This window comes from Enterobacter sp. Ap-1006 (assembly GCF_011752835.1).
GTDB lineage: Bacteria > Pseudomonadota > Gammaproteobacteria > Enterobacterales > Enterobacteriaceae > Cedecea.
Genome location: NZ_VWWU01000001.1, coordinates 70,568 through 88,324 on the forward strand (window position 1 = coordinate 70,568; position 17,757 = coordinate 88,324).

Annotated in this window: 19 protein-coding genes; 16 read left to right on the forward strand and 3 right to left on the reverse strand. The window is 56.7% G+C overall.

What is annotated here, in order from left to right; all coding sequences use genetic code 11:
- Positions 1-65: 65 nt before the first annotated feature.
- From F3J28_RS00365 to F3J28_RS00375, 3 genes are all read left to right on the forward strand, one after another.
- Entirely contained in the window at positions 66-1,505 is a 1,440-nt protein-coding gene (locus F3J28_RS00365; protein ID WP_166871650.1) for a sugar porter family MFS transporter, read from the forward strand.
- Positions 1,505-2,326 (forward strand): aldose 1-epimerase, encoded by an 822-nt coding sequence (locus tag F3J28_RS00370; RefSeq protein WP_166871653.1) that lies wholly within the window; start codon positions 1,505-1,507, stop codon positions 2,324-2,326. Before F3J28_RS00365 ends, F3J28_RS00370 begins: the two co-directional genes overlap by 1 nt.
- Positions 2,327-2,429: 103 nt before the next feature.
- On the forward strand, positions 2,430-3,584 hold the full coding sequence (locus F3J28_RS00375) for a 3-phenylpropionate MFS transporter (RefSeq protein ID WP_166871656.1): 1,155 nt from the start codon (positions 2,430-2,432) through the stop codon (positions 3,582-3,584).
- Here F3J28_RS00375 and csiE read toward each other — a convergent pair.
- Positions 3,581-4,861, reverse strand: a complete 1,281-nt coding sequence (gene csiE / locus F3J28_RS00380) for a stationary phase inducible protein CsiE (protein WP_166871659.1) — start codon at positions 4,859-4,861, stop codon at positions 3,581-3,583. The two genes, F3J28_RS00375 and csiE, sit on opposite strands and share 4 nt — an antisense overlap.
- 124 nt (positions 4,862-4,985) lie before the next feature.
- Here csiE and F3J28_RS00385 point away from each other — a divergent pair, with 124 nt between their 5' ends.
- Both F3J28_RS00385 and F3J28_RS00390 read left to right on the forward strand, forming a co-directional pair.
- Positions 4,986-5,633 (forward strand): DUF1007 family protein, encoded by a 648-nt coding sequence (locus F3J28_RS00385; protein ID WP_166871662.1) that lies wholly within the window; start codon positions 4,986-4,988, stop codon positions 5,631-5,633.
- Positions 5,624-6,604 carry a nickel/cobalt transporter gene (locus F3J28_RS00390; RefSeq protein ID WP_166871665.1) on the forward strand — a complete coding sequence of 327 codons (981 nt, stop codon included), beginning with the start codon at positions 5,624-5,626 and terminating at the stop codon, positions 6,602-6,604. Before F3J28_RS00385 ends, F3J28_RS00390 begins: the two co-directional genes overlap by 10 nt.
- A gap of 98 nt (positions 6,605-6,702) precedes the next feature.
- On the opposite strand, the gene suhB is transcribed toward F3J28_RS00390, so the two are convergent.
- On the reverse strand, positions 6,703-7,509 hold the full coding sequence (gene suhB, locus F3J28_RS00395; RefSeq protein ID WP_085938908.1) for an inositol-1-monophosphatase: 807 nt from the start codon (positions 7,507-7,509) through the stop codon (positions 6,703-6,705).
- Positions 7,510-7,628: 119 nt separating this feature from the next.
- Between suhB and trmJ the strand changes: the two genes are divergently transcribed.
- The 11 genes from trmJ to sseB all read left to right on the forward strand — a co-directional run bounded on the left by trmJ (position 7,629) and on the right by sseB (position 16,693).
- Positions 7,629-8,366, forward strand: a complete 738-nt coding sequence (gene trmJ, locus F3J28_RS00400; RefSeq protein ID WP_166874340.1) for a tRNA (cytosine(32)/uridine(32)-2'-O)-methyltransferase TrmJ — start codon at positions 7,629-7,631, stop codon at positions 8,364-8,366.
- A 129-nt stretch (positions 8,367-8,495) separates the two neighbouring features.
- Entirely contained in the window at positions 8,496-8,984 is a 489-nt protein-coding gene (gene iscR / locus F3J28_RS00405; protein ID WP_008459430.1) for a Fe-S cluster assembly transcriptional regulator IscR, read from the forward strand.
- A 115-nt stretch (positions 8,985-9,099) separates the two neighbouring features.
- The gene (gene iscS / locus F3J28_RS00410; protein WP_039296161.1) at positions 9,100-10,314 is read left to right on the forward strand and encodes a cysteine desulfurase; all 1,215 of its coding nucleotides are present in this window, start codon (positions 9,100-9,102) and stop codon (positions 10,312-10,314) included.
- A 42-nt stretch (positions 10,315-10,356) separates the two neighbouring features.
- Positions 10,357-10,743, forward strand: a complete 387-nt coding sequence (gene iscU, locus F3J28_RS00415; protein ID WP_008459428.1) for a Fe-S cluster assembly scaffold IscU — start codon at positions 10,357-10,359, stop codon at positions 10,741-10,743.
- Between the two features lie 75 nt (positions 10,744-10,818).
- Positions 10,819-11,142, forward strand: coding sequence for an iron-sulfur cluster assembly protein IscA (gene iscA, locus F3J28_RS00420; protein WP_008459427.1), 324 nt, complete (start codon positions 10,819-10,821; stop codon positions 11,140-11,142).
- Between the two features lie 84 nt (positions 11,143-11,226).
- Positions 11,227-11,742 carry a co-chaperone HscB gene (gene hscB / locus F3J28_RS00425; RefSeq protein ID WP_166871667.1) on the forward strand — a complete coding sequence of 172 codons (516 nt, stop codon included), beginning with the start codon at positions 11,227-11,229 and terminating at the stop codon, positions 11,740-11,742.
- A 35-nt stretch (positions 11,743-11,777) separates the two neighbouring features.
- Complete coding sequence (gene hscA, locus F3J28_RS00430) at positions 11,778-13,628, forward strand: Fe-S protein assembly chaperone HscA (RefSeq protein ID WP_166871670.1); 1,851 nt, start codon at positions 11,778-11,780, stop codon at positions 13,626-13,628.
- A 1-nt stretch (position 13,629) separates the two neighbouring features.
- A complete protein-coding gene (gene fdx, locus F3J28_RS00435) occupies positions 13,630-13,965 on the forward strand; it encodes an ISC system 2Fe-2S type ferredoxin (protein ID WP_008459424.1) in 336 nt (111 codons plus the stop codon).
- 11 nt (positions 13,966-13,976) lie between these two features.
- Positions 13,977-14,177 (forward strand): Fe-S cluster assembly protein IscX, encoded by a 201-nt coding sequence (gene iscX, locus F3J28_RS00440; RefSeq protein WP_016537752.1) that lies wholly within the window; start codon positions 13,977-13,979, stop codon positions 14,175-14,177.
- A 66-nt stretch (positions 14,178-14,243) separates the two neighbouring features.
- The gene (pepB, locus tag F3J28_RS00445) at positions 14,244-15,530 is read left to right on the forward strand and encodes an aminopeptidase PepB (RefSeq protein WP_008459420.1); all 1,287 of its coding nucleotides are present in this window, start codon (positions 14,244-14,246) and stop codon (positions 15,528-15,530) included.
- Positions 15,531-15,916: 386 nt separating this feature from the next.
- Complete coding sequence (gene sseB, locus F3J28_RS00450; protein ID WP_039296146.1) at positions 15,917-16,693, forward strand: enhanced serine sensitivity protein SseB; 777 nt, start codon at positions 15,917-15,919, stop codon at positions 16,691-16,693.
- 50 nt (positions 16,694-16,743) lie between these two features.
- Here the strand turns inward: sseB and sseA are convergent, their stop codons facing one another.
- Positions 16,744-17,592, reverse strand: coding sequence for a 3-mercaptopyruvate sulfurtransferase (gene sseA, locus F3J28_RS00455; RefSeq protein ID WP_166871672.1), 849 nt, complete (start codon positions 17,590-17,592; stop codon positions 16,744-16,746).
- Positions 17,593-17,757: the final 165 nt, after the last annotated feature.

The window sequence follows — 17,757 nt, forward strand, 5'->3', positions numbered from 1 at the left end:
AATAACTGGCGGGCGACGATGAGCGCCCGCTCCCTTACCCTACAAATACAAGATGAGGATCGACCATGGAAAGTATGCCATCGCAACTACGCATGGGTTACGTCTGGACCATCTGTCTGGTGGCCGCCTGTGGCGGGCTGTTGTTTGGTTATGACTGGGTGGTTATCGGCGGGGCAAAACCGTTCTACGAAGCCTATTTTTCTATTACCGACCCGGCGGTTTCCGGCTGGGCGATGAGTTCTGCCCTGGTGGGCTGTATCATCGGGGCGCTGCTCTCCGGCTGGTGTGCCGATAAGTTTGGCCGCAAAATTCCCCTTACTATTGCGGCACTGCTGTTTACCGTATCGGCATGGGGCACGGCGATGGCAAGCAACTTCGACCTGTTTGTTGTCTGGCGTATTGTCGGTGGGGTAGGGATCGGCCTCGCTTCGGCGCTTAGCCCGATGTATATCGCGGAAATCAGCCCGGCGGCACAGCGCGGACGCTTTGTCGCGGTCAACCAGCTCACTATTGTTATTGGCGTGCTGGCGGCACAGCTTATCAACCTGATGATTGCCGAACCGGTCGCCAGCCACGCGACAATGCAGGAAATCAGTGCGAGCTGGAATGGACAGGCGGGCTGGCGCTGGATGTTTGGCTCGGGCGCCGTTCCTGCCGCGGCGTTTTTGATCCTGATGTTCTTTGTGCCGGAGTCGCCGCGCTGGCTGGTACGTGCCGGGAAAAGCGACCGGGCTCATCAGATGCTGAGCCGCATCGGCAGTAAAAGCTATGCCGATGCAACGCTGAAAGATATTCAGGAAACGTTAAGCAAGGACACACAAAAAGTGTCGTGGTCCGCGCTTTGGACACCGAAGGTTCGCCCGATCATCGTGATTGGTATGGTTCTGGCGGTGTTCCAGCAGTGGTGCGGGATTAACGTTATCTTCAACTATGCGCAGGAGATTTTTGCCTCCGCCGGGTTCGACATTAACAGCACGTTGAAATCGATTGTTGCGACCGGCCTGATTAACCTGGTGTTCACCATCGCCGCGCTGCCGCTGGTGGACAAAATTGGCCGCCGCAAATTGATGCTGTTTGGGGCCGCTGGGCTGACAATTATCTATGCGCTGATTGGTGCCGCCTACGGCCTGGGTATTCTGGGGCTGCCGGTCCTGATTCTGGTGCTGGCCGCCATCGCCACCTATGCGCTGACGCTGGCCCCGGTAACCTGGGTGCTGTTGGCGGAAATCTTCCCGAACCGCGTTCGCGGCCTCGCGATGTCGCTGGGGACATTAGCGCTGTGGGTCGCCTGCTTCCTGCTGACTTACACTTTCCCTCTGCTGAATGCAGGCCTGGGCGCATCCGGCAGCTTCCTGCTGTACGGCGTTATCTGTGCCGCTGGCTTTATCTACGTGCGCCGCTTCGTGCCGGAAACCAAAGGCGTGAGCCTCGAAGCGCTGGAGCAGCAGCTGGCTGAAGGCCGCGTGAATGCTTCTCCCGCGCGGGCCGCAAAGGCGCTACGCTAATGGACACTCTGCACCTGCAAAATGATTTTCTTAGTTTGACTGTTGCCCCGCAGGGGGCCTCAGTTCTCAGCTTTGAATCTCTCCGGCACGGGAAACCGATTTTTCATCCGGCGAACCCGGCGCTGTTTCCAATGCTGCCGCTGGCTAATCGGGTGGCCGGGAACGCTTTCCATCTGCACGGCGAGCGAATCCAGCTGCCAGACAGCCTCGTCGATGAGCACTTTTTCCTGCACGGAGATGGTTGGCAAAAGCTTTGGCACGTTGAGCAGCACGAAGCTGAGTCTGTCACCTTGAGCCTGTGCAGCCAGCATCCCTGCGGTTTTCACTATCTGGCAAATTTGACTTACCGCCTGGCAGGCAACAGGCTGTTAACCCGGCTTGAGCTGGCGCATACCGGCGAGAAGCCGATGATATACGGGCTGGGTTTGCATCCTTATTTTGCGCTGGAGCCAGCCAGCCAGGTGCAGTTTTCCGCCAGCGGCTACTGGCCCGAAGGCGAGCAGCACCTGCCTTTGGCCTGGGAAGGGACGTTCACTCCGCAGGCAGATTTTTCCCGTGCAAAAACGCCGGAGAACAAGTGGCTTAACGTGGGGTATTCCGGCTGGAGTGGCAGGGCGGTTATTACCCACTCGGAGATGAGCATTTGTCTGCGTAGCCCGGCGGCCTGTTTGATGGTGTTTCTCATGGAGAACCAGCCGTTTATCTGTCTTGAACCGCAAACGCATCCGGTCAACGCGCACAACCAGGCGGGGATGCCGGGTTTAGTCATGCTGGAGACAGGCCAGACCACGCATCTGGAGATGGAGATTGAGGTGAGCTAACGCGCAATAGCCATTGTTTTGATGTGTGTTATTGCGCTGTTAATGTTTGCTTGCATGCCAGCCAGCTATCCCCGACACTATCGCCTCCAAAACGGGAGGGATCATGGTTTTGCATTCCACGCGCTGGCTGGCGCTCAGTTACTTTACCTACTTCTTTAGCTATGGCGTGTTTTTACCGTTCTGGAGCGTCTGGCTCAAAGGCGTCGGGCTTCCCCCGGAAACTATCGGATTGCTGTTAGGCTCAGGGCTGATTGCCCGTTTCCTCGGCAGTTTATTATTAGCCCCCCGCGTGACCGATCCTTCCCGCCTTGTTTTCGCCCTTCGTCTGTTAGCCCTTGCCACACTAGTTTTTGCCACCGGTTTCTGGCTGGGCCATGCCGCGCTCTGGCTGCTGCTGACGATGGTGGGCTTTAACCTGTTCTTCTCGCCGCTGGTGCCGCTGACCGATGCGCTGGCGGGGACCTGGCAGCGGCAAATGCCGCTGGATTATGGCCGGGTGCGGCTCTGGGGATCGCTGGCGTTTGTCATCGGCTCGGCCATTACCGGCAAGCTGGTGAGCGAGTTCAGCTCTCAGGCTATTCTGGTCCTGCTGACCCTTGGCGCGGCGTCGATGCTGATTGGCATGATGCTGCGGCCTTCCATTATGCCTCAGGGCGAAACCCGGCATCAGGCTTCAGCTGGCTGGCCCGCGTGGAAAGGGCTGATTATCAGCGCCTGGCGTTTTCTGGCCTGTGTTTCTCTGCTGCAGGGCGCGCATGCGGCCTACTACGGTTTTAGCGCGATTTACTGGCAGGGGGCAGGCTATTCCGCTTCCGTTGTGGGCTATTTGTGGTCGCTGGGCGTGGTGGCGGAAATCGTTATCTTTGCCCTCAGCAACAAACTGTTCCGCCGCTGGAGCGCCAGAGATTTGCTGCTGTTGTCCACCGTGACCGGCATTATTCGCTGGAGCCTGATGGCAAGCACCACCGAACTTCCGTGGCTGATTGTGGCGCAGATCCTGCACTGCGGCAGCTTCACGATTTGCCACCTGGCGGCGATGCGCTATATCTCTGCCCGCAAAGGCGGGGAGGTGATCCGCCTGCAGGCCGTTTACTCCGCCGTGGCGATGGGCGGCGGTATCGCCGTGATGACGATTTTCTCGGGCTTCCTCTATCAGCATTTGCAGGGCGGGATGTTCTGGGTCATGGCGCTGGTGGCGGCCCCGGCGCTGTTCCTGCGGCCCAAAGTCGCCGCAGTCAGCCCGGTTGCGGAAAGCTAAGCCTCTAACAGCGCTTTGATACGCTGCTGCTGGTGTTCTCCCAGCGGCAGCGTGGCGTGAATGAGCGGGGGAGAAAACAGCGGCAGCGAGGTCGCGTAGGGCGTAATGACCAGCACCACTTCACGCGGGGCGCCCTGGCTTTGAAACTGCCGCACCGCCAGATATTTGATGTTGAGCGGCAGCAGGGTCAGCTCACGCAGCTGCTGCTCAATTTTCTGTTCCAGCTCGCGATCGTCGGCCGTCAGCAGCAACACCTGTTTTTCCTGAATGTCACTTTCCTGCATCAGCCAGGCACCAAAGATCACCGCGACCAGGCCCCTTTCCGCATCCGAAAACTGAATCCCATAATGTTGTTCAAAATCCGCAAGCACTTCTCGCGAGGTTCGCATTAGCCTCGGATAAAGACGCGTGATCTCTTCGGGCAGGCTGTGGTCGATGCCGATATTAAAGTGGCAGCGGTTCAGCGCCTGGGTGAGGTGAATATAAAGCTGATCGCTCAGCCCTTGTTCATCGCTAAAAGAAAGCCCGGCCTGACGGCGGAAACGTTCAATCATCCGTGCGATTTCATTGTGTAACCGGGCATCCTGTTCATGTTCGTCATTAATCGGATCGGGAATTCTGAGCAGTTGAAACAGCAGGGCCAGGAAATGCTGTTCATCAACGTCTGCGGGCTGCATGACGCGGCGCTTCCAGTGGCGGGCTATTTCCTGGGCGACAACAAATTCAGGCCGCATCTGGCTCCATTCGCGCTGCTGAGGCGTCAGGACTGGCGCATTGCCGGAGTGATGCTGATGCAGGCAATACTGCAAAAACAGCGTCAGGAACTGGCTGTCCCGGCTGTCGTACTGCCTTTTTAAACGGCGACCACACAGATTCACCAGCGCACGTAAATTAGTTTCGTCATACAGCGCCTTGATAAGCCCCAGATGCTTTAGCTGGGACTTTAGCGCCGGACTAAAGTGGTTTTGCACAAACTGCGGGCAAAGGCGCAGCGAGCGTCGCAGCCAGTGCAGCAGGCAGAGGCGGCGGTCAAGGACTGTGCCTTCAATCCGGTAGCTGCCGTCCTGCTGCTGCGTCAGGGAGAGACGGTGATAACTCTGGATCTCGTGGCCCGTGTCGGCTATATCTTGCAGGGTTTGCCTTTGGTCCACGCCGTTAAGGCTGGCAATGACCTCCGGCGTGACGATCTGCTCCGGGAGATAAAGCATCAGAAGCAGGTGGCAGCGGCGCTGCGAACTGGAGAGCACAGACGGTGGCGGCGTCAGTAAAGTCATCATCTGGCTGTCCCAATGTGGTGTCAGATGTTAAGAATAGCTAAAGGTTTCGGCCAATATATTGCCCTTTTTAGTTTTTCATCACGGAATTACGGCTGGCTCACAGAATTTAAATCTTGAGGGAAGCATGAGCGACAAAAGAATCAGCCTGAAAGGAGTAACCTTGCTACTAGCAGGGTTTTCGGCGGCAAGCGTGCAGGCGCATCCCCACAGTTTTATCTCCATCGTCACCACGCCTGTGGTTGATCAGGGGCAGCTGACGGGGCTAAAAATGCAGTGGACGATGGACGACATTACTTCAGCAGATCTGTTGTATGACGCCGGCGACGCCAAGCCGGGGTCGCCGGTGTGGAAGAAGCTGGCGGCAGAAGTGATGGCTAATGTGCTGGGCCAGCACTACTTTACCGAGTTCTGGCATAACAAAGAGAAGGTGAAGTTTGGCAATTTGCCGCCGGAATATGGCCTGAGCCGTAGCAATCATCAGGCGGTGCTGACGTTTGTTCTGCCGCTGGCGCATCCGCAGCAGCTCAAAGGGCAGACATACCGTTTCTCAACCTTCGACCCGACCTATTTTGTCGACATGAGTTATGACCACGATGGGGACGTGCATCTGCCGCAGGAGCTGGCCTCAAGCTGTAAAGTTGCCGTGCACACGCCAAAGCCTGACGAAGAAACTCTGCTGTTCGCGCAGTCGCTGGATAAAGCTGACGCCCCGCCGGAGGACATGGACTTAGGGAAACAGTTTGCTCAGGAGGTGACGCTGGCATGTCAATAATCACCGCTTCTTCTCCCGTCCGCCGCTGGGGCCATCTGTGGCCGCTGGCGCTGTTTATGCTGCTTGCCGCCGCCGGGCTTTATGCCCTGTGGCTCTACTGGCCGCAAATCTTGCTTAGTTCGGCCGTCTGGCAGCGTTCAATCAATCAGGAATTAAGCGGGCTGCTGCGCCAGGTGGCGGACAACCCCGCTCGCGCAGGCTTATCGCTGCTTTCTTTCAGTTTTGTCTACGGCGTGCTCCATGCTTTGGGGCCGGGGCACGGCAAAATCGTCATCAGCACCTGGCTTGCTACCCATCCCTCAAAAATCAAAAGCAGCCTCGGTTTGACCTTTGCCGCGTCTTTGTTGCAGGGGTTGGTGGCTATTGCGCTGGTGGTCGTGGTGCTGGGCGTTCTCGCTTTGCCTTCCCGGCAGCTTCATCTCAGCAGCTTCTGGCTGGAGAAGGGCAGCTATCTGCTTGTCGGGTTCCTGGGCCTTTTGCTGAGCTGGCGGGCGCTGCGGCGTTTACAGGTTCAGTTACGCCGCAAACCCAAATTTACCTCGTTTACGCCGCACCATGTGCATGACGCCAGCTGCGGCTGCGGGCATCAGCACGTCCCGGACGAAAAACAGCTGACGGCGGGAAGCGACTGGCGGGCCAGGCTGATGATTGTCCTGTCGATGGGTATGCGCCCCTGTTCTGGCGCGATTATGGTGCTGCTGTTCAGCAAGGTGATCGGGGTCTTTAGCTGGGGAGTGCTGTCTGCGCTGGCGATGGCGGCAGGTACCTCGATCACCATTTCCGGCCTGGCGCTGCTGGTCCACAGCTTCCGTGCGCTGGCGGTTCGCTTAAGCGGGAACCGGGCCCCGGTGCTGTGGCGGCAGGTAGGCTGGTCAACGCTTGCACTGGCGGGAGGAATTGTCCTGGTCGTGGCCGCGCTGATTATGTGGCTGAGCGCCCAGCCGATGGCGCGAGGTATTCGGCCTTTCTGAACGGGTAGCTAAATGCGGGCATAAAAAAATCCCCTCGCCGTAAAGCAGAGGGGATTTTTGTTTTTGCCTCTTCTTTATTGAAGATCAGGCAAAAAAGCTTAGCGCTTCAGCGCTTCGCTCAGTTCTTCACGCATGGTAGCCAGCATGGCTTTCACGACGCGCGGGTTACCGGCGACGATGTTCCCGGTCGTCAGGTAGTTATGGCCGCCGGTGAAATCACACACGATGCTGCCGGATTCACGAGCCAGCAGTTCACCTGCGGCGAAATCCCATGGCTTCAGGCCAATCTCGAAGAAACCGTCCACGCGGCCAGCGGCAACGTAGGCCAGGTCCAGCGCAGCGGAACCGGTGCGGCGGAAGTCTGCACACTGGGTGAACAGTTTGCCAACGATGTTGATGTAAGGAGTCGCGTGCTGCTTCACTTTGAACGGGAAGCCGGTCGCCAGAACGGTGCCGTCCAGGTCGCGTGCGTTGCTGCCGCGCAGGCGGTAGCCGTTAAGCTGGGCGCCCTGGCCACGGGTCGCGGTGAACAGTTCGTTACGCATTGGATCGTAAACAACGGCAACTTCAGTGCGGCCTTTGATACGAACAGCGATAGAAACGGAGAAATGTGGCAGACGTTTGATGAAGTTGGTGGTGCCATCCAGCGGATCGATAACCCATTGCACGTCCTGATCTTCGCCTGCATGTTCACCGCTTTCTTCGGTGATGATGGTGTGCTGCGGGTAAGATTTGCGGATTGTGTCGATAATAATCGCTTCTGCAGCTTTATCGACGTTAGTCACAAAGTCATTGCTGCCTTTCTGACTGCTTTCTACGGAGTCTGGTGTTTCGTAGTGTTTGGCAATTACATTACCCGCCTTGCGCGCAGCACGCACGGCGATGGTCAACATTGGATGTTGCATCGGTCTCTCTCGCTGGATGTTAAAGAACGGAAATCGCGGCGGAGTATAGCAGAGCGTTCGGAATATGTCCCAGGGTTATGATAAGATATTGCGATATTCTTCCCAGGCTATGAATGACAATGCTGCAAAACGTACGAATCGTGCTGGTCGAAACCTCGCATACCGGCAACATGGGCTCCGTGGCTCGTGCTATGAAAACCATGGGCTTAACTAACCTGTGGCTGGTCAATCCGCTGGTCAAACCGGACTCCCAGGCCATCGCCCTGGCCGCTGGCGCCAGTGATGTTATTGGCGATGCTCAGATCGTCGATACGCTTGATGAAGCGCTGGCAGGATGCAGCCTGGTGGTCGGCACCAGCGCGCGTTCCCGCACTTTGCCGTGGCCGATGCTTGATCCGCGTGAATGCGGTTTAAAAAGCATTAGCGAAGCACAGCATGCGCCGGTGGCAATTGTGTTTGGCCGTGAACGCGTGGGCCTGACCAACGAAGAGCTGCAAAAATGCCATTATCACGTTGCCATTCAGGCGAACCCGGAATACAGCTCCCTTAACCTCGCGATGGCGGTACAGATTCTCGCCTATGAAGTGCGCATTGCCTGGCTCGCCACGCAAGAGCAGCCGGAAGCGGTTAAAGAAGAGGAAGACGCCCCTTATCCGCTGGTGGATGACTTAGAGCGTTTCTACGTGCATCTCGAAAAAGCGCTGCAGGAAAGCGGTTTCATTCGCCCAACCCATCCGGGCCAGGTGATGAGCCGACTGCGCCGTCTGTTTACCCGTGCACGCCCGGAAAGTCAGGAATTAAACATCCTGCGCGGCATGCTGGCGTCGCTGGAAAACCCGAAAAAATCGGGCCAATAATACTTGAGTAAAATGGTAGGTTAAATAGTTGACCATTTTACTCAGGAATGTCAGACTTGCGTCCTGCTATGTGACAATCACACTTTTAAAAACCCCCGGCTCGAGGGGCTATTTGAGGTTAAGTAAGACATGAGACTGACATCAAAAGGGCGCTACGCCGTAACCGCGATGCTTGACGTTGCGCTGAACTCTGAATCGGGCCCGGTTCCGTTGGCTGATATTTCTGAACGTCAGGGTATTTCACTCTCCTACCTGGAGCAGCTGTTCTCCCGCCTGCGTAAAAATGGCCTGGTGGCCAGCGTGCGCGGTCCTGGCGGTGGTTATCTGTTAGGTAAAGACGCGAGCAGCATCGCCGTAGGTGAAGTGATCAGCGCCGTTGATGAGTCCGTAGACGCCACCCGTTGCCAGGGTAAAGGCGGCTGCCAGGGCGGCGATAAGTGCCTGACTCACGCGCTGTGGCGCGACCTGAGCGATCGCCTGACCGGCTTCCTGAATAACATCACCCTGGGTGAACTGGTTAACAACCAGGAAGTGCTGGACGTGTCCGATCGTCAACATAGTGAAAATCATCGCAGCACCCGTTCTCAAGACGCTATTGACGTCAAACTGCGCGCATAAGCAGAAGAACAAGAATTTTAGAATCAGGTTGAGGGAGCGGTGCTCCCTGTCTATAACGGCAACATATTTTAAGCCTGATTCTTCGCATTGAAGTGATGTACGGAGCTTAAGAGCAATGAAATTACCGATTTACCTCGACTACTCCGCAACCACGCCGGTAGACCCGCGTGTTGCTGAGAAGATGATGCAGTTTTTAACGATGGACGGCACCTTCGGTAACCCGGCCTCTCGTTCCCACCGTTTTGGCTGGCAGGCTGAAGAAGCCGTTGATATTGCCCGTAACCAAATCGCTGAACTGGTTGGCGCAGACCCGCGTGAAATCGTATTCACCTCCGGCGCGACCGAGTCAGACAACCTGGCCATCAAAGGTGCGGCTAACTTCTATCAGAAGAAAGGCAAGCACATCATCACCGCCAAAACCGAACACAAAGCCGTGCTGGACACCTGTCGCCAGCTTGAGCGTGAAGGGTTTGAAGTGACTTATCTGGCGCCGCAGAGCAACGGTATCGTTGACCTGAAGCAGCTGGAAGCCGCTATGCGTGAAGACACTATTCTGGTGTCCATCATGCACGTTAACAACGAAATCGGCGTGGTGCAGGATATCGCGGCTATCGGCGAAATGTGCCGTTCCCGTGGCATTATCTTCCACGTTGATGCTACCCAGAGCGTGGGCAAACTGCCTATCGACCTGAGCCAGCTGAAAGTTGACCTGATGTCCTTCTCTGGCCACAAAATTTACGGGCCGAAAGGGATCGGTGCGCTGTACGTGCGTCGCAAACCGCGTATTCGTATCGAAGCTCAGGTTCACGGCGGTGGTCACGAGCGCGGCATGCGCTCCGGTACACTGCCTGTGCACCAGATCGTCGGCATGGGTGAAGCTTACCGTATCGCAAAAGAAGAGATGGAGACCGAAATGGCCCGTCTGCGCACGCTGCGTAACCGTCTGTGGAACGGCGTGAAAGATATGGAAGAAGTTTACCTGAACGGTGACCTGGAGCATGGCGCGCCAAACATCCTCAACGTCAGCTTTAACTACGTTGAAGGCGAGTCGCTGATCATGGCGCTGAAAGACCTCGCGGTCTCTTCGGGCTCAGCCTGTACTTCCGCTAGCCTCGAGCCATCCTACGTGCTGCGCGCGCTGGGGATGAGCGATGAACTGGCACACAGCTCTATCCGTTTCTCTCTGGGTCGTTTTACCACTGAAGAAGAGATCGATTACACCATCGAGCTGGTACGTAAATCCATTGGCCGTCTGCGCGACCTTTCCCCGCTGTGGGAAATGTTCAAACAGGGCGTGGATCTTAATTCCATCGAATGGGCTCATCACTGATCGTTCGTCAGGACGTCGATTTCAGATTCTGGAGAAGTAAAAATGGCTTACAGCGAAAAAGTAATTGATCACTACGAAAACCCACGCAACGTTGGCTCTTTTGACAACAGCGACGACAGCGTAGGTTCTGGCATGGTGGGTGCACCGGCCTGTGGCGACGTGATGAAGTTGCAGATCAAAGTCAACAATGACGGTATCATTGAAGACGCGCGTTTCAAAACCTACGGCTGCGGTTCGGCGATTGCGTCCAGCTCGCTGGTGACCGAGTGGGTGAAGGGCAAGTCCCTGGACGAAGCGCAGGCGATCAAAAACACCGACATCGCAGACGAACTCGAACTGCCGCCGGTGAAAATTCACTGCTCAATCCTGGCTGAAGACGCTATCAAAGCGGCTATCGCGGATTACAAAAGCAAACGTGAAACAAAATAACTCTAACGCATTCGAGCTTGCTGCCCGGCAGCGGCTCGAAGTATGACGAGTTAAAATTTTTATTGAGGTTGTTGTATGTCGATTACCCTTAGCGACAGCGCCGCTGCCCGTGTAAGTGCCTTCCTGACCAACCGCGGTAAAGGGTTTGGTTTGCGTCTGGGTGTGCGCACATCAGGCTGCTCTGGGATGGCTTATGTTCTCGAATTTGTTGATGCACCGATGGCGGATGACACCGTGTTCGAGGACAAAGGCGTGAAGGTGGTTGTCGATGGTAAAAGCCTGCAATTCTTAAACGGGACCGAGCTCGACTTCGTCAAAGAAGGCCTTAACGAAGGGTTTAAGTTCACTAACCCGAACGTGAAGGATGAGTGTGGCTGCGGCGAAAGCTTCCACGTCTGATCCCGCGCAATTCCCCACTGGCTCTGGCCCGTGGGGATTTTGCTTTACCACACAGCACTTACCTGACCTGAACCCGAGTCTGTTATGGATTATTTTACCCTGTTTGGGCTGACGCCAGGCTACACCCTGAACACCGAGCAACTGGCCAGCCGTTACCAGGAGCTGCAGCGTCAGTTCCACCCGGACAGATACGCCAGCCGCCCTCAGGCAGAACAGCTTCTGGCCGTGAGCCAGTCCGCCACTATCAACCAGGCCTGGCAGACGCTGCGTCACCCGCTTGCCCGCGCCGAATACATCCTGTCCCTGAACGGTTTCGACCTCGCGAATGAACAGCACACCGTGCGCGACACCGCGTTCCTGATGGAACAGCTGGAGCTGCGTGAAGAACTGGACGATATCGAGCAGGCGAAAGACAGCGACAAGCTTGAAAGCTTTGCCTCGCGCGTAAAAACGATGGTGAAAAACCGCAGCGCGCAGATGGTGCAGCAGCTGGATGACCAGCAGTGGGAACAGGCGGCGGACACCGTGCGCAAGCTGCGTTTCCTCGATAAATTGCAGAGCCAAATTGAACAACTAGAAGAAAAGCTGCTCGACTTTTAACGCCTGAACTCAGGCCCGATTTTTGGAAGCGATACATGGCCTTATTACAAATTAGTGAGCCTGGCATGATGGCAGCGCCGCACCAGCGCAGGCTGGCCGCGGGCATCGACCTCGGCACCACCAACTCGCTGGTGGCTACCGTTCGCAGCGGCCAGGCCGAAACCCTTGCCGACCATGAAGGCCGCCACCTGCTGCCTTCCGTGGTGCATTATCAGCAGCAAGTGCATATCGTTGGTTTTGACGCTCGCGCGCTTGCCGCGCAGGATCCCGCGAATACCATTAGCTCGGTAAAACGTATGATGGGCCGCTCTCTGGCGGACATCCAGACGCGTTATCCTCATCTTCCGTATCGCCTGCAGGCCAGTGAAAACGGCCTGCCGATGATTGAAACGCCTGCCGGCCTGCTGAACCCGGTACGTATCTCTGCCGACATCCTGAAATCGCTCTCCGCGCGAGCCAGTGAAACCCTGGAAGGGGAACTGGATGGCGTGGTGATCACGGTGCCAGCCTATTTTGACGATGCGCAGCGCCAGGGCACCAAAGACGCTGCTCGCCTTGCCGGGCTGCACGTTCTTCGTTTGCTGAACGAACCTACCGCCGCGGCGATTGCCTACGGCCTGGATTCCGGTAAAGAAGGCGTTATTGCCGTTTACGATCTGGGCGGTGGGACGTTTGATATCTCCATCCTGCGCCTGAGCCGCGGTGTGTTTGAAGTGCTGGCTACCGGCGGTGATTCCGCGCTGGGCGGCGATGACTTCGACCATCTTCTGGCCGACTGGCTGCGTGAGCAGGCCGGGATTGCCGACCGTAGCGACGACCGCGTGCAGCGCCAGCTTCTCGACGCCGCCATCGCCGCCAAAATCGCGCTTAGCGATGCCGCCACCGCTAGTGTAGAAGTGGCTGGCTGGCAGGGCGAAGTCACCCGCGAGCAGTTCAACGAGCTTATCTCTTCTCTGGTTAAACGGACGCTGCTGTCCTGCCGTCGCGCGTTAAAAGACGCGGGCGTGGAAGCAGAAGACGTACTGGAAGTGGTGATGGTCGGCGGCTCAACCCGCGTACCGTTGGTGCGTGAGCGCGTAGGCGAGTTCTTTGGCCGCACGCCGTTAACCTCTATCGACCCGGATAAAGTTGTTGCCATCGGCGCGGCCATTCAGGCCGATATTCTGGTGGGCAACAAGCCGGACAGTGAAATGCTGCTGCTGGATGTGATTCCGTTGTCCCTTGGCCTGGAAACGATGGGCGGCCTGGTCGAGAAGGTTATCCCGCGTAACACCACCATCCCGGTGGCCCGCGCGCAGGAATTTACCACCTTCAAAGACGGCCAGACAGCGATGGCTATCCACGTGCTGCAGGGCGAGCGTGAACTCGTTCAGGACTGTCGTTCTCTGGCGCGCTTTACGCTGCGCGGCATCCCGGCAATGTCCGCGGGCGGAGCCCACATTCGCGTCACCTTCCAGGTCGATGCCGATGGCCTGCTGAGCGTGACGGCGATGGAAAAATCCACCGGCGTTGAATCTTCAATCCAGGTGAAACCTTCTTATGGCCTGAGCGATGGTGAAATTGCCAGTATGATTCAGGATTCCATGAGTTACGCCGAGCATGACGTGCAGGCACGCATGCTGGCCGAGCAAAAAGTCGAAGCTGCCCGCGTGCTGGAAAGTTTGACCAGCGCGTTGACGGCGGATGCCGCGCTGCTAAGCGCCGCAGAGCGTGCCGACATTGATGCCGCGATGGCCGCGTTAAGCGCTGCTGCCGCAGGCGAAAATGCCGACGCTATTCAAAATGAAATCAAAAACGTAGACAAGCAAACCCAGGAATTCGCCGCACGTCGTATGGATCAATCGATCCGTAAAGCGCTGACCGGCCATTCTGTGGACGAGGTTTAATATGCCAAAGATTGTTTTTCTGCCTCATCAGGACCTGTGTCCGGATGGCGCAGTTCTGGAAGCGAAGCAAGGTGAAACCATTCTCGACGTTGCGCTGCGCAACGGCATTGAGATTGAACACGCCTGTGAGAAGTCCTGCGCCTGCACCACCTGCCACTGCGTAGTGCGTGAAGGTTTTGATTCCCTCGCGGAAAGCACCGAAGACGAAGACGACATGCTGGATAAAGCATGGGGTCTGGAGCCGGAAAGCCGTCTGAGCTGCCAGGCTCGCGTCAGCGACGAAGATCTGGTGGTTGAGATGCCGCGTTACACCATTAACCACGCACGCGAACACTAACGGGAGCCGCCATGGGACTGAAGTGGACCGACAGCCGCGAAATCGGCGAGGCGCTGTACGACAGCCGTCCGGATCTCGATCCTAAGACGGTGCGTTTCACCGATATGCACCAGTGGATCTGCGAGCTGGAAGAGTTTGATGACGATCCGAACGCTTCTAACGAGAAAGTACTGGAAGCGATTTTACTTGTCTGGTTAGATGAAGCTGAATGATACACGGGCTGCCTTGGGCGGCCCGTTTTTGCATTTTGCCTGTGCTGAATAATGAAGGATTGGAAAATGACTGAAGCCATGAAAATCACCCTTTCCACGCAGCCAGCGGACGCACGCTGGGGCGAAAAGGCGACGTATAGCATTAACAATGACGGCATTACCCTACACCTGACCGGCAAAGACGATCTCGGTCTGATCCAGCGCGCGGCGCGCAAAATTGACGGCCAGGGGCTGAAGCACGTCCAGCTGGCTGGTGAAGGCTGGGACGTTGAGAAAAGCTGGGCTTTCTGGCAGGGCTATCGTGCCCCAAAAGGCACCCGCAAAATTGACTGGGCGGTGCTGAGTGAAACCGAGCAGAAAGAGCTGGATAACCGCCTGAAAGTGATCGACTGGGTTCGCCATACCATCAACACCCCGGCCGAAGAGCTTGGCCCTGAGCAGCTTGCTTCCCGCGCGGTAGATCTGCTGTGCGATGTCGCCTGCGACCACGTTTCTTACCGCATCACCAAGGGTGAAGACCTGCGTGAGCAGAACTATGCCGGTATCCACACCGTTGGCCGTGGCTCAGACCGTGCCCCTGTGCTGCTGGCGCTGGACTACAACCCAACCGGCAATCCGGATGCACCGGTTTATGCAAGCCTGGTCGGGAAGGGCATTACCTTTGACTCCGGCGGCTACAGCATCAAGCAGACAGCGTTTATGGATTCCATGAAATCCGATATGGGGGGGGCCGCGACTATCACTGGCGCACTGGCTCTGGCCATCACTCGTGGCCTGAACAAGCGCGTTAAGCTGTTCCTGTGCTGTGCGGATAACATGATCAGCGGCAACGCCATGAAGCTGGGTGACATCATCACCTACCGCAACGGCAAAACCGTTGAAGTGATGAACACCGATGCCGAAGGGCGACTGGTGCTGGCTGATGGCCTGATTGACGCCGCAGCACAGAAACCAGAGCTGATCATCGACTGCGCGACCCTGACCGGGGCAGCAAAAACGGCCCTGGGTAACGACTACCATGCGCTGTTCAGTTTTGATGACAAACTGGCTGCCCGCCTGCTGGCAAGCGCGGCGGAAGAAAACGAGCCGTTCTGGCGCCTGCCGCTGGCTGAATTCCACCGCAGCCAGCTGCCGTCTAACTTCGCCGAGCTGAACAATACCGCGAACGCCTCTTACCCTGCGGGTGCGAGCACGGCGGCAGGTTTCCTGTCTCACTTTGTGGAAAACTACCACGAAGGCTGGCTGCACGTTGACTGTTCTGCGACTTACCGTAAAGGTGCCGTTGAGCAGTGGTCTGCTGGTGCGACCGGTCTCGGCGTGCGTGCGATCGCCAATCTGCTGTTAGCGAAGTAATATTGCCCCTCACCCCGGCCCTCTCCCCATAGGGGAGAGGGAGAAAAATGTTCGGGGGAAGTTAACACCGACAGTCTCTCTGGAAGGGGAGACACTTTGAGTGGTTCTCCTCTCCCTTTCAGGAAGAGAGACTCAGAACTGTTTCCTCTCCCTTCCAGGAAGAGAGACTCAGAACTGTTTCCTCTCTCTTTCAGAAAAGAGACTCTGAACTGTTTCCTCTCCCTTTCAGGAAAGAGACTCGAAACTGTCGCCTTTCTCTGTCAGGAAGAGAGACTCAGAACTGTTTCCTCTCTCTTTCAGGAAAGAGACTCTGAACTGTTCCCTCTCCCTTTCAGGGAGAGGGTTAGGGTGAGGGTAAACCTCTTAAGCTTTATCCCGGAATCACAATGTCAGAAACAAAAAACGAATTAGAAACCCTGCTTGAGCAGGCGGCAACCGAGCCGGCGCATCGCCCGGCATTTTTCCGCACCCTGCTGGAATCCACCGTTTGGGTGCCGGGCAATGCGGCAGAAGGTGAAGCGATTGACGCCGATAGCGCGGTTGAACTGCAGCACTGGGAAAAAGAAGACGGCACTTCGGTGATCCCTTTCTTCACCTCCCTGGAAGCTTTGCAGGAAGCGGTCAGTCACGAGCAGGCGTTTGTGGTAATGCCCGTGCGCACTTTATTTGAAATGACGCTGGGTGAAGCGCTGTTCCTCAACGCCAAACTGCCGACAGGCAAAGAATTTACGCCAAATGAAATCAGCCATCTGGTCAGCGCGGAAAGCGATCCACTGAGCCAGCAGGAAGTGCTGGAGGGCGGTACTTCACTGCTGCTTTCCGAAGTCGCTGAACCGCCAGCGCAGATGGTTGACTCTCTGACCACGTTGTTTAAAAACCTGAAAACGGTCAAACGTGCGTTTATCTGCTCTATCAAAGAACAGGCGGACGAAGAGCCAAACCTGCTGATTGGCATTGAGGCCGACGGCGACATCGAGGCGATTATTCGTCAGGCCGGAAGCGTAGCCACCGATACGTTGCCGGGCGATGAGCCGGTTGATATCTGCCAGGTTGTTGAAGGCGAGAAGGGTATCAGCCACTTTATGATTGCCCACATCACGCCGTTCTATGAACGCCGCTGGGGCAGCTTCCTGCGCGACTTCAAGCAAAACCGCATTATTTAACGGCCGGTTATACATATTCTAAGGGAGGCGCAGTGCCTCCCTTTTTGTATTTATTGTGCAGGCTCAACGGGCAGGTCTGGGCGAGCACCCCATTCACTCCACGAACCATCGTAAAGCGACACGCCGTTCACGCCCAGCGTGGTCAGCGCCAGCACCACAACGGCGGCGGTAACCCCTGAACCACAGCTGGCAATAATTGGCCGCTCAAAGCTCACGCCCTGGCGTTCGAAGATCTCGCTCAGTTTGTCCGTAGTCTTCAGCTGACCGTTTTCTACCAGGTCCACCCACGGCACGTTAAGCGCCCCAGGAATATGGCCGCGTTTCAGGCCCGGGCGCGGTTCATCGGCCAACGCGTTGAAACGTGGAGCAGGGCGGGCATCCACAATCTGCGCAGTGCCTTCGTGACTGACCAGCAGCACGTCCGTCAGGCGCTTGATAACCAGTGGGTCGAAGTTAACTTCGAACTCACCTTCCGGTAGATCCACGTCCCCTTGTTCCAGCGGCAATGCTTCACGCTGCCACTCCGCCAACCCACCGGCCAGAATGGACACTCTCTCGACGCCGAAGGTGCGCAGCATCCACCAGGCGCGAGGCGCAGAGAACAGGTTGCCTTCGTCGTAAACCACCAGATGCTTGTCACTGCTAACGCCAAGCTCGCGCATAGCCACGGCAAACGCTTCTGCACGTGGCATCATATGAGGAAGAGGGCTGGTGTGATCGGAGAGCGCTTCGATGTCGAAATAGGCCGCACCTGGCAGATGCCCGGCACGGTACTCCGCAGGCATATCTCGAAGTGCTTCCTGGCCTGCTGGTGCCATGCGGGTATCTAAAATCTGGATATCGTCATCGTTAATATGTTCTGCGAGCCAGTCGCTCGCGACGAAGAAAGAGGTGGACACAATGAGCCTCCGGTTCATCAAAGAAAAATGGATTGTCGGTGTTTTTCTATAACCCGGCAAGCGGCCTTGCCCGACACCGCGAGATACTTCGTAAAACTTAATGAATACTCCCGCAAATTTACTGCCGCCTGCGTGGCTTCGCGCAAGGCAGAGTATTCCGACTTT

Bases quoted from the DNA above. Each gene is read 5' to 3' on its own strand.
- F3J28_RS00385 (WP_166871662.1), top strand. From the start codon at position 4,986: ATGAGCGACAAAAGAATCAGCCTGAAAGGAGTAACCTTGCTACTAGCA.
- iscA (WP_008459427.1), top strand. From the start codon at position 10,819: ATGTCGATTACCCTTAGCGACAGCGCCGCTGCCCGTGTAAGTGCCTTC.
- hscA (WP_166871670.1), top strand. From the start codon at position 11,778: ATGGCCTTATTACAAATTAGTGAGCCTGGCATGATGGCAGCGCCGCAC.
- hscB (WP_166871667.1), top strand. From the start codon at position 11,227: ATGGATTATTTTACCCTGTTTGGGCTGACGCCAGGCTACACCCTGAAC.
- iscX (WP_016537752.1), top strand. From the start codon at position 13,977: ATGGGACTGAAGTGGACCGACAGCCGCGAAATCGGCGAGGCGCTGTAC.
- fdx (WP_008459424.1), top strand. From the start codon at position 13,630: ATGCCAAAGATTGTTTTTCTGCCTCATCAGGACCTGTGTCCGGATGGC.
- F3J28_RS00375 (WP_166871656.1), top strand. From the start codon at position 2,430: ATGGTTTTGCATTCCACGCGCTGGCTGGCGCTCAGTTACTTTACCTAC.
- F3J28_RS00365 (WP_166871650.1), top strand. From the start codon at position 66: ATGGAAAGTATGCCATCGCAACTACGCATGGGTTACGTCTGGACCATC.
- pepB (WP_008459420.1), top strand. From the start codon at position 14,244: ATGACTGAAGCCATGAAAATCACCCTTTCCACGCAGCCAGCGGACGCA.
- iscR (WP_008459430.1), top strand. From the start codon at position 8,496: ATGAGACTGACATCAAAAGGGCGCTACGCCGTAACCGCGATGCTTGAC.
- csiE (WP_166871659.1), bottom strand. From the start codon at position 4,861: ATGATGACTTTACTGACGCCGCCACCGTCTGTGCTCTCCAGTTCGCAG.
- F3J28_RS00370 (WP_166871653.1), top strand. From the start codon at position 1,505: ATGGACACTCTGCACCTGCAAAATGATTTTCTTAGTTTGACTGTTGCC.
- F3J28_RS00390 (WP_166871665.1), top strand. From the start codon at position 5,624: ATGTCAATAATCACCGCTTCTTCTCCCGTCCGCCGCTGGGGCCATCTG.
- iscS (WP_039296161.1), top strand. From the start codon at position 9,100: ATGAAATTACCGATTTACCTCGACTACTCCGCAACCACGCCGGTAGAC.
- suhB (WP_085938908.1), bottom strand. From the start codon at position 7,509: ATGCAACATCCAATGTTGACCATCGCCGTGCGTGCTGCGCGCAAGGCG.
- iscU (WP_008459428.1), top strand. From the start codon at position 10,357: ATGGCTTACAGCGAAAAAGTAATTGATCACTACGAAAACCCACGCAAC.
- trmJ (WP_166874340.1), top strand. From the start codon at position 7,629: ATGCTGCAAAACGTACGAATCGTGCTGGTCGAAACCTCGCATACCGGC.
- sseB (WP_039296146.1), top strand. From the start codon at position 15,917: ATGTCAGAAACAAAAAACGAATTAGAAACCCTGCTTGAGCAGGCGGCA.